This window comes from Kocuria sp. NPDC057446, assembly GCF_042802875.1.
Classification (GTDB): domain Bacteria; phylum Actinomycetota; class Actinomycetes; order Actinomycetales; family Micrococcaceae; genus Kocuria.
Window position 1 is genome coordinate 1 of sequence record NZ_JBHVDI010000137.1, and the last position, 10,593, is coordinate 10,593.

Here is a 10,593-nt window from a genome sequence, read left to right on the forward strand (position 1 = left end):
GCACGCCGCCGTGCGGGGCGGAAGCGCGGGCGGCGGCGCGCGGGCGGCGGCGCCGTGCTCAGCCCAGGAGCCGGGCGGCGCCGAGGAAGCCCACGGCGTCCAGGAGGAAGTGCGCGAGGACCAGGGGCATCACCCGGCCGGTGCGCCGGTAGAGCTCCGCGAAGACGAGGCCCATCACCACGTTGCCGAGGAACGGCCCGATCCCCTGGTACAGGTGGTAGCTGCCGCGGAACAGGGCCGTGACCACCAGCACCACGGGCCAGCTCCACCCGATGCGGGTCAGCCGGTCGGTGAGGAACGCGACCACCACGACCTCTTCGAGCAGGGCGTGGCGCACGGCCGAGAGCAGCAGCACGGGCACCGTCCACCAGTGCTGGGCCAGACCGGACGTGGTCACCTCCGCGGTGACGCCCAGGGCCCGGCCGGCGCCGTACAGCACGAGCGTGCCCAGCCCCATGAGCAGGAAGAGCACGGTGCCCAGGCCCAGGTCCGGGAGGGGCATGCGGGTGTCGAGGCCGATCCGGCGCCGGACCGTGCCGAGGGCGCCGGCGGAGCCGGCGAGCAGGTAGAGGGCGAGCAGGACCGGCACGAGGTCCAGGGCGATGCCCGTGAGCTGGCGCAGCAGGTCGAAGAGGGGCTGCCGGCTCAGCGGCGGGTTCATGGTGGCCTGCGCCTCGGACAGCGGGCCGCGCGCGAGGTGCTCCGCGAGGGAGAGCACCGCGTAGAGGGCCGAGGCGCCCAGGGACACCCCCAGCACCAGGAGCACCTGCACCCACAGGTCGGCGCGGGTGGATCCGAAGGCGGGCGGGCGCGGGGCCAGGTGGGCGGGGGTGCTCATGCGGCCATTCTGGCACCGGCGCCCGGCCCCGTCCGGGCACCCGGCGGCGGGCGGTCCCCAGGGCGGACCCGCACCGGCCGCCGACCGGGCGTCCCTCCGGGCTGCTCGCCGGGGCGTCTTCCCTAGGATGGGAGCCATGACAGTCCTTCCCCCGCAGATCCGTCAGCAGCCCGTCGAGCGCGCCTTCCACGGCCACGTGTTCTCCGACCCGTACGAGTGGATGCGGGACAAGGACTCCCCCGAGGTGCTGGCCCACCTCGCCGCGGAGAACGAGTACGCGGAGTCCTCCACCGCCCACCTGGCAGGGCTGCGGGAGACGATCTTCGGGGAGATCAAGGGCCGCACCCGGGAGACGGACCTGTCCGTGCCCAGCCGGCGCGGCGGCTGGTGGTACTTCGCCCGCACGGTGGAGGGCGGCGCGCACCAGGTGTTCTGCCGGGTCCCGGCCGTGACCACCGGCGACGTCCTGGCGGACTGGACGCCGCCCGTCGTCGAGCCGGGCGTGCCCATGACCGGGGAGCAGGTGCTCCTCGACGCCAACGCGGAGGCCGCGAAGCACGAGTTCTACTCCCTCGGGAGCTTCGACGTCTCGGAGGACGGGGAGCTGCTGGCCTGGGCCGAGGACGTCACCGGCGACGAGCGCTTCACCCTGCGGGTCCGGGACCTCACCACGGGCGCCCTGCTCGCCGACGAGATCCCCGGGACGTTCTACGGGTCCTTCCTCACCCCGGACGCCCGCGCCGTGTACTACACCGTGGTGGACGAGTCCTGGCGCCCCCACCAGCTGCGCCGGCACGAGCTGGGCACCCCGGTGGCCGAGGACGTCGTCGTGCACGAGGAGGCCGACCCCGGTCTGTGGCTCGGGGCGGGCCTGTCCGCGGACCGCCGCTGGATCGTGGTGGAGGCGATGTGCTCCGAGTTCTCCGAGCAGCTGATCCAGCCGGTCGCGGACCCGGCGACGCCGCTGCGGGTGGTGCTGCCCCGCACGGACCGGGTGCTCTACGAGGCGGAGCCCCTGCTGCTGGACGGGCGCGAGCAGATCCTGCTGACCCACGACCACCAGGCCCCGAACTCCCGGATCTCCCTCATGGACCCCGCCGACCTCGGCCGCCCGGTCGCGGAGGTGGCCCTGCGCGACGTCGTGCCGGCCTCCGCCACCGTCCGCGTCAACGGCTGCGCCGTGACGGCCACCCACCTGGTGGTCTCCGTCCGGGCGGACACCACGCTGCGGGTCCGGCTGCTGCCGCTCGCCGGGCTGGGCACGGCGTCCCAGGCCGAGCCCGTGGAGCCGGCGTTCGCCGAGGAGCTCTACACCGCGAGCGTCTCCGCCGCGGAGCACGACGCCCCCGTCGTGCGGCTGTCCTACACCTCCTTCACGACGCCCCCGCGCGTCTACGACGTCTTCGTGGCCGGCGCCACCGGGGACGACGACGCGCTGCCCGCCGCGCCGCTGCTGCGGCGCGAGGCCACGGTGCTCGGCGGCTACGACCCCGCCGACTACGCCGTGGAGCGGGGCTGGGCCACCGCGGCCGACGGCACCCGCATCCCCGTCTCCCTGGTCCGCCGGGCGGACCTCGACCCCGCCGTGCCGGCGCCGGTGCTGCAGTACGCCTACGGCTCCTACGAGCACAGCACCGACCCCGCGTTCTCGGTCTCGCGGCTGTCCCTGCTGGACCGCGGGGTGGTCTGGGCCGTGGCGCACGTGCGCGGCGGCGGGGAGCTCGGCCGCACCTGGTACGAGCACGGCAAGAAGCTGCACAAGACCAACACCTTCACCGACTACGTGGCGGTCACCGAGCACCTCGCGGCCCGGCCGGACGTCGACGAGCGGCGGATCCTGGTGATGGGCGGCTCCGCCGGCGGCCTGCTGGTGGGCGCGGTGCTCAACCTCGCCCCCGAGCGGTACTGCGGCGCGCTCGCGGCCGTGCCGTTCGTGGACCCGCTGACCTCGATCCTCGATCCCACGCTGCCGCTCACCGCCCTGGAGTGGGAGGAGTGGGGCAACCCCATCGAGGACGCCCACGTCTACCGGTACATGCGCGACTACTCCCCCTACGAGAACGTCCGCGCCCTGCCCTATCCGCCGGTGCTCGCCGTGACGAGCCTCAACGACACCCGGGTGCTCTACGTGGAGCCCGCCAAGTGGGTGGCCGCACTGCGGGAGGTCTCGACCTCCGGCGAGCCGGTGCTGCTGCGCTGCGAGATGGCCGGGGGCCACGGCGGCGCCTCGGGCCGCTACTCGCAGTGGAAGGACACGGCGTGGGAGTACGCCTGGGTGCTGGACCGGATGGGCCTCCCCGGCTCCTGAACCCTCAGCCTCCTGCGCGGCCCGGCGCGCTCCACTCGACGCGGACGGTCGTCGGTCCTTCCTCCGCGTCCTCCAGCACCCGTACGGTCGTCCCGACGCCCGCGACGACCACGCTGCCCTGGGGGTTGAGAGGGTCGTAGTAGGCGGCCGGGTCGGTGTCGTCGAAGACGTCCACCGCCGGCCTCGGGCCGGCACGCAGAATGCTCGAGGCCCCCGCGACCTCATGGTGGAGCTCGATCCCGTCCGTGCCCTGCGTCCCGAAGGTCGCGTCGTAGCTCTGGATGCGGTTGCGCACCGGGGCTCCGTCCGACCACCGCAGCGCCTCCGGGCGTGCGTCCACCGGCAGGACCAGCCCGCTGCCCGGGTGCTGGCTCGTGTTGTTGTCCGGCACGGCTGTGTTCCAGTAGGAGATGCTCAACCCGTCCTGGTAGGGGAAACGCTCAACGAGGTTCGGGGCGGAGATGCTTCGACCGAAGTTGTAGGGACCGCTTCGGAGGGTCGCGTCGTAGCCGACGTATCTCCGGTTCTCCGCCAGGTAATAGCGATTCCTCCCGTTCTCGTCCGTCGGCAGGACGACAACGAGTCCCTGAGCCGCTGCGCCCGGGTCTGCTGACGCGCCGAGCACATGGATGGAGGTCCGGCCAGGAATGGCGACCTCGTAGTCGAGCCAGCCGAGCTGAAGCTTCTCCCACGCGCCCATGTGGTCCGGCGCGGTGCCGATGGCATCACCTTCACGGCTCAGCCAGCCCCCGGCACTCATGAGGGTCCAGAACCCCGTTCCGTTCTCCCCGCCGGCGGTGTCGTAGAGGTCGGGCAGACCGAGGTCGTGGGCGTACTCGTGGGCGAAGACGCCCAGCCCGCCGTTCTCCGGTTCCGTGGTGTAGTCGCGGATCCACAGCTGCGAGTCCCCGATCCTGATGCCGCCGGCAGGGTTGGACGCGGGACCGTCCGTGCCCGCTCCGTCCTGATTCACGGCCCACCGGTGAGACCAGATCGCCGAAGCGGGAGCGCCGGCTTCCTCGCCCTCGCCGGCGTGGACGGCCTGGAAGTGGTCGATGTATCCGTCGGGCTCCGCGAAGTCGCCGTCGCTGTCGTGGTCGTAGCGGTCCCACCGGTCGAACCGGGTGAGGTCGGCGTCGATCTCGGCGGCGGTGCGCCCGGCGGCCTTCTGCGCCGTATACCAGGCATCGGCAGTGTCCTGGACGAAGCGGGTCATGTCCTCCTGGTTCTCGGTCTGCCCGTAGCTGGCCGAGTGCCAGGGCACGCGCACCCAGTCCTCGACCGCCCCGCTCAGCAGGTGACGTCCCCTTGACATCTCCCGATAGAGGTCTCGCATCGAGTCCCCGTCGTCGGCGAAGAGCAGCCGCGTGTAGTGGGCCCGGTCGAAGTCGTTCGTCCAGTGGGTGACGTTGTCGACAGTGCGGTCCGGACGGGGGATCGCGTTGTGACCGGGTCCGGATGGGGCGTCCGGGAAGCGGGGATCCTTCTTCTCGCCGAACTCCACGAGAAAAGTAAGGATCTCGGCCTGGCGAGGAGCCCCGTACTGTGCCCATACTCCAGGCTCCAGTTGGACCGCCCGGGAGCCGCCACGGTCCTGGACCTCCGCCCGACCGGTCACGATCCGCTCCACGGCCTCCCCGTTGAGGCGGCGACGCTCGGCCGCGGCCGGGTCTGTGCGATCATCGGAGTGCGCGGCCACCGGGTCGGCCGCGTGCGGCATGCCCCCGGGGGGCGCGATCGCCCCAACCCCCGGAGCAGTACCGGCCATCAGAGCCGCCGACAACCACAGCGCCGCTCTGAACCTGAGCGAACCTGACATGACTGGTTCTCCTCCCCCGACGGGACGTTGCCCGAGGCCCGATCCCGGAAGCTCACACCGTAGACCTCTGCCGTGATCGCTCCGTCACTACCGGGGGGTCGCTTGCGGCATGTTCCGTACGGGTGAGCCGGTGGTGAATCGTCCCGGGTCCAGGGCCGCCGCCGTGTCCGGGGAGCACCACGGGCCCACGGCCCCGTCCAGCAGCAGGTCCGCGGCGGCGCGGGCCATGGCCGTGCTCGTCTGGAACCCGTAGCCGCCCTGGCCCGCCAGCCACAGGAGCCCCGGGACGGCGGCGTCGGCGCCGCACACCGGCACGCCGTCCGGGGCCTCGGTGCGCAGACCGGTCCAGGCCCGCTCGATCCCGGTGGCGCCCAGGGAGGTCACGGTGTTGAGCCGCCCCAGCAGGTCCTCGACGTCCTCGAGCACGGGTTGCGCGTCGCAGGGCTCGCTCGGCACGGCCTCGGACGGGGAGACGAGGGCGCCGTCCCCGGCCCGGCGGTAGTACCAGCCGTGGTCGGCGGCCACGACCATGGGGTGGTCCGGGGCCAGCGGCTTCGCGAGCCGCACGAGGGCCGCGGTGCGCCGCAGCGGTCGCAGGCCCAGCGGGGCGGCGCCGAACAGGGCGGCCACCTCGTCGGCCCAGGCGCCCGCGGCGACGACGACCTGCCGGGCGCGCAGCCGGTGCGGGCCGGCCTCGACCCGCCAGCCGGCGCCGTCGGGCTCAGCCGCCGTCACGGGGGCGCCGGTGAGCAGGCGCGCCCCGGCCGCCGCGGCGCGGTCCCGGTGCCACGCCACGAGGGCCGCGGCGTCGGTGCGCACGGAGGTGCTGTCGAGGCGCCCGCCCCCGAGCGCGTCCGCCGGGGAGCAGGCCAGCTCGGGGCACAGCTCCACGAGCTCCGCGCGGGACAGCGGCTGCATCCCCGGCGCGGCCTCGGCGCGCAGCTGCTCCTCGGTCCCCACGAGGACCATGCGGCTGGGCCAGGCCACGGGGCGGGGCGGGGCGGGGCGGGGGTCGAGCAGCCGGGCCACCGTCGCCGTGGTCAGCTCCCGGACGGCTGCCGGGCCGTAGCTGGGGATCAGCTGCTCGGCCGAGCGCCCCGAGGTGTGCCGGGCCAGGGCCGGCTCGGCCTCCGCGAGCACGATCCCGGTCCCGCTCCCCCGCCGGTCCGCCAGCTCGGAGGCCAGGGACAGTCCGGCGATGCCGCCGCCGATGATGAGCACGTCGCACGCAGTGTCCATGGGCCCATGCTCGCACGCCGCGCGGCGAGGGGTCGCGTCCGGAGCCCAGCGTGCACCGAGGGGTCGCGTCCTGCCGGAATCCTTCGCGAATTCCCGCAGGAGACGACCCCTCGGTGGTTCGTGCCGGCGCACGCGGTCCTGCGCGCGCCGGCGGCGGTCAGCCCTGCACGCCCAGCTTCGCCAGGATCAGCTCGCGCACCCGGCCCGCGTCGGCCTGGCCGCGGGTGGCCTTCATGACCGGGCCGATGAGGGCGCCGACGGCCTGGACCTTGCCGGCCTGCACCTTCGCGACGACGTCGGGCATCTGCGCCATGGCGTCGTCGATCGCCGCGGTCAGCACGCCGTCGTCGGAGACGACCGCCAGCCCGCGCTGCGCCACGATCTCCCCCGGGGAGCCCTCGCCCTCCAGGACGTGGGCGAGGACCTTCTTGGCGAGCTTGTCGTTGATCTTCCCGGCGTCGATGAGACCGTCGAGCTCCACGACGTGCTGCGGGGTGACGCCGAGCTCGGCGATCTCCACCTCCCGCTGCTTGGCGAGGCGGGCGATCTCGCCCATCCACCACTTGCGGGCCGCGGCCGGCGCGGCGCCGGCGGCGACGGTCTGCTCGATCTCGTCGAGGACCCCGGCGTTGACGACGTCCCGGAACTCCTCGTCGGAGAACCCCCAGTCGGCCTTGAGCCGCTTCCGGCGCTCGGCCGGGGGCTCCGGCAGCTCCGCCCGCAGCCGCTCGATCCACTCGTGGTCGGTGACGACCGGCACGAGGTCGGGCTCCGGGAAGTAGCGGTAGTCGTCGGCGTCGGACTTGGGGCGCCCGCTCGTGGTGGAGCGGGTGTCCTCGTGCCAGTGCCGCGTCTCCTGCACGATCGTGCCGCCGGAGTCGAGGACCGCCGCGTGGCGCTGGATCTCGAAGCGCACGGCGCGCTCCACGGCGCGGAGCGAGTTCACGTTCTTGGTCTCGGATCGGGTGCCGAACGTGGCGCCGCCCTTGGGCATCAGGGACACGTTGGCGTCGCAGCGGACGTTGCCGCGCTCCATCTTCGCGTCCGAGATCCCCAGGTTCTTCACGATCTCGCGGATGAGGGCCACGTAGACCCGGGCCAGCTCGGGCGCCCGGGACCCGGCGCCCACGATGGGCTTCGTCACGATCTCGATGAGCGGCACGCCGGCGCGGTTGTAGTCGACCAGGGAGAAGTCGGCGCCCTGGATGCGCCCGGCGGCGCCGCCCATGTGCGTGAGCTTCCCGGCGTCCTCCTCCATGTGGGCGCGCTCGATCTCGACCGTGAACACGGTCCCGTCCTCGAGCTCCACGTCGACGGAGCCGTTCTCGGCGATCGGCTCGTCGTACTGGGAGGTCTGGAAGTTCTTGGGGGTGTCCGGGTAGAAGTAGTTCTTCCGGGCGAAGTGGGAGACCGGGCGGATCTCGCAGCCCAGGGCGAGCCCGAGCTTGATCGCCGACTCCACGGCCACCCGGTTCACCACGGGGAGCACCCCGGGCAGGCCGAGCGAGACCGGGGTGACGTTGGTGTTCGGCTCGTCGCCGAAGACGTTGGGGGCGGCGTCGAACATCTTGGTCCGGGTGTTGAGCTCCACGTGGACCTCGAAGCCCAGCACGGGGTCGTACTTCTCCATGGCCTCGTCGAAGGACAGGACCTCTTCGGTGCTCCGGTTCATCAGCGGGCTCCTCCCCGGACGGGTGCGGACAGGTCGGACGCGGACGGGCCGGTCGCGGTCGGGCCGCCGGCCGCGTCCCGGACGAGGGCGGCGGTGTCCGGCAGCTGCTGCCAGACCGGCCCGCCCCAGCGCTGCTCGAGCAGGGCCTCGAGGCCGGCGCCGGCGCGGTAGAGCCGGGCGTCCTGGCGGGCGGGGGCCATGAACTGGATGCCCACGGGCAGCCCGTCCTCGGGGGCGAGGCCGCCGGGGACGGAGATCGCCGGCACCCCGGCCAGGTTGGTGGGGATGGTGGCGATGTCGTTGAGGTACATCTGCATGGGGTCCGCGGACTCGTCCACGGCGCCGCGCCGGAAGGCCGTGGTCGGCGCCGTCGGGGAGACGAGCACGTCCACCTGCTCGAACGCGGCCGCGAAGTCGCGCTGCACGAGGGTGCGGACCTTCTGCGCCGAGCCGTAGTAGGCGTCGTAGTAGCCCGCGGAGAGCGCGTAGGTGCCCAGGATGATGCGCCGCTTGACCTCCGCGCCGAAGCCCGCGGCCCGGGTGGCGCCCATCACGCGCTCGATGGTCAGGGGGCCCTCCTCGGGCAGCACCCGGTGGCCGAAGCGCACGCCGTCGTACTTGGCGAGGTTCGAGGAGACCTCCGAGGACATGATGAGGTAGTAGGCGCCCAGCGCGTAGGTGAAGTGCGGGGTGGAGACCTCCACGACCTCGGCGCCCGCCGAGCGCAGCAGGTCCACGGCCTCCTCGAAGCGCTGCTGGACGCCGGGCTGGAAGCCCTCGCCCGTGAGCTCCTTGACGACGCCCACCCGCAGACCGGCCAGGCCGCCCTCGGCGGCCCCGGCCCGTGCCTGGGCGGCGAGGTCGCCCACGGGATCCGGCAGGGACGTGGAGTCCTGGGGGTCGTGCCCGCCGATCACCTCGTGCAGCAGCGCGGCGTCGAGCACCGTGCGGGCCACGGGGCCCACCTGGTCCAGCGAGGAGGCCATGGCGATCACGCCGTAGCGCGAGACCCCGCCGTAGGTCGGCTTGACGCCGACCGAGCCCGTCAGGGCCGCGGGCTGGCGGATGGACCCGCCGGTGTCCGTGCCCAGGGCCAGCGGCGCCTGGAACGCGGTCACGGCCGCGGCGGACCCGCCGCCGGACCCGCCGGGGATGCGGGACAGGTCCCACGGGTTGGCCGTGTCGCCGAAGGCGGAGTGCTCGTTGGAGGAGCCCATCGCGAACTCGTCGAGGTTCGTCTTGCCGAGCAGCGGCATCCGGGCGGCGCGCAGCTTCCGGGTCACGGTGGCGTCGTACGGGCTCATCCAGCCTTCGAGCATCCGCGACGCGGCGGTGGTGGGCTGGCCCCTGGTGACGATGAGGTCCTTGACCGCGATGGGCACGCCGGCGAGCTCGGGCAGCTCCTCGCCGCGGGCACGGGCGGCGTCCACCTCGGCGGCCACGGAGAGGGCCTCCTCGGTGTTGACGTGCAGGAAGGCGTTGAGCCCGGTCCGGCCGCGGCTGCGGTCGGCGGGGTCGACGGGCTCGCCGTCGGTCTCCCGGATGCGGTCCAGGTGCGCCTGGACGGCCTCGACGGAGGTGACCTCGCCGGCGGCGAGGCGGTGGGCGAGCTCGGCGGCCGAGAGGCCGACGACGCCCTGGGGGGCACCGGTGCTGGTCATGCGGCTACTCCTCGTCCAGGATCGCGGGCACCTTGAACTTGCCCTCGGCGGCGTCCGGTGCGTTGAGCAGGGACTCCTCGGCGGTGAGGGTCTCGCCCACGACGTCCTCGCGGAAGACGTTCTGCAGCGGGATGGGGTGGCTGGTGGCCGGGACGTCCGGTCCGGCGGCCTCGCTGACGGAGGCCACGGAGTCGACGACGAGGTCGAGCTCCTTCGCCATGGACCGCAGCTCCTCCTCGGTCATCTCGAGGTGCGCGAGCTTCGCCAGGTGGGCGACCTGCTCGCGGGTGATCGCAGACATGCGCACTCCTGCTGGTGATCGGGGGTGGTTTCCGGTCCAGTCTAGCCGCGCGGGACTCCGCTCCTCCCCGGCCGGGAGGGGCCCCGCCGGGGCATACCCTGGAGGGGAGCACCGACCACCACACAGGAGCACCCGGACATGGCCAAGAGCACCCCCGCCCGCACGAAGAAGGACCGCGGCGCCAAGACCCGGCGCGACGGCGCCCGCCCCGGGAAGGCCGCGCGCGCGACGTCCGCGACGGACGCCGCCAACGCCTGGCGCCAGCGGGTCAGCAAGGACGCCGCCGCGACGATCGACACCGTCATGGCCCACGTCCAGTCCGTGGCCGAGCAGCAGCTCGCCCGGCACGGGGCGTTCCCCGCGTTCCTCGTGACCGCCCGCAAGGACGGCGAGTACGAGCTCGACAGCCTGCCGGCGGAGCAGGCGGAGGAGCTGAGTCCCGAGGCCGTCCTCGACGCCCTCCGGGCGAGGGCGGTGGAGCTGCGCGACGACCTCCTCTGCGCCGCGGTCGCCTTTCCCGTGACCCTGCCGGACCGGTCCGGGCAGACCGCGGTGGCGGTGGAGACCCAGCACCGGGAGGGCGAGTCCCTGACGGTGATCCAGCCGTACCGGGTCAAGGGTGCGGAGCGCTCCGTGAGCTTCGGCGACGCCGGGACCGAGCCCGCCGAGCCGTGGCTGTGGACCTGAGCGGACGCACTGCGCCGCCCCCGGCGGCGGCCGGGCACGCGAAAGGGCCCCTCCGGACGGAGGGGCCC

8 protein-coding genes are annotated in these 10,593 nt (G+C 73.7%); 2 read left to right on the plus strand and 6 right to left on the minus strand.

The features are described 5' to 3' along the window. Positions 1 to 58: 58 nt before the first annotated feature. Positions 59 to 838: a CPBP family intramembrane glutamic endopeptidase gene (locus ACFU0Y_RS14415; protein ID WP_380215215.1), complete on the minus strand. Its 780-nt coding sequence runs from the start codon at positions 836 to 838 to the stop codon at positions 59 to 61. Between the two features lie 136 nt (positions 839 to 974). On the opposite strand from ACFU0Y_RS14415, the gene ACFU0Y_RS14420 reads away from it, so the two are divergent. Further along, on the plus strand, positions 975 to 3,146 hold the full coding sequence (locus ACFU0Y_RS14420; RefSeq protein ID WP_380215216.1) for a S9 family peptidase: 2,172 nt from the start codon (positions 975 to 977) through the stop codon (positions 3,144 to 3,146). Between the two features lie 4 nt (positions 3,147 to 3,150). On the opposite strand, the gene ACFU0Y_RS14425 is transcribed toward ACFU0Y_RS14420, so the two are convergent. The 5 genes from ACFU0Y_RS14425 to gatC form a co-directional block, all read right to left on the minus strand. Then, on the minus strand, positions 3,151 to 4,866 hold the full coding sequence (locus ACFU0Y_RS14425) for an immune inhibitor A domain-containing protein (protein WP_380215217.1): 1,716 nt from the start codon (positions 4,864 to 4,866) through the stop codon (positions 3,151 to 3,153). 186 nt (positions 4,867 to 5,052) lie between these two features. Beyond that, positions 5,053 to 6,204, minus strand: coding sequence for an NAD(P)/FAD-dependent oxidoreductase (locus ACFU0Y_RS14430; protein WP_380215218.1), 1,152 nt, complete (start codon positions 6,202 to 6,204; stop codon positions 5,053 to 5,055). Positions 6,205 to 6,361: 157 nt separating this feature from the next. Then, the gene (gene gatB / locus ACFU0Y_RS14435) at positions 6,362 to 7,876 is read right to left on the minus strand and encodes an Asp-tRNA(Asn)/Glu-tRNA(Gln) amidotransferase subunit GatB (protein WP_380215219.1); all 1,515 of its coding nucleotides are present in this window, start codon (positions 7,874 to 7,876) and stop codon (positions 6,362 to 6,364) included. Beyond that, on the minus strand, positions 7,876 to 9,537 hold the full coding sequence (gatA, locus tag ACFU0Y_RS14440) for an Asp-tRNA(Asn)/Glu-tRNA(Gln) amidotransferase subunit GatA (protein ID WP_380215220.1): 1,662 nt from the start codon (positions 9,535 to 9,537) through the stop codon (positions 7,876 to 7,878). The genes gatB and gatA overlap by 1 nt, the downstream gene beginning before the upstream one ends. Before the next feature lie 4 nt (positions 9,538 to 9,541). Beyond that, positions 9,542 to 9,838: an Asp-tRNA(Asn)/Glu-tRNA(Gln) amidotransferase subunit GatC gene (gene gatC / locus ACFU0Y_RS14445; RefSeq protein WP_368797009.1), complete on the minus strand. Its 297-nt coding sequence runs from the start codon at positions 9,836 to 9,838 to the stop codon at positions 9,542 to 9,544. A gap of 138 nt (positions 9,839 to 9,976) precedes the next feature. On the opposite strand from gatC, the gene ACFU0Y_RS14450 reads away from it, so the two are divergent. Next, the gene (locus ACFU0Y_RS14450; RefSeq protein ID WP_380215221.1) at positions 9,977 to 10,525 is read left to right on the plus strand and encodes a hypothetical protein; all 549 of its coding nucleotides are present in this window, start codon (positions 9,977 to 9,979) and stop codon (positions 10,523 to 10,525) included. Positions 10,526 to 10,593 lie beyond the last annotated feature (68 nt).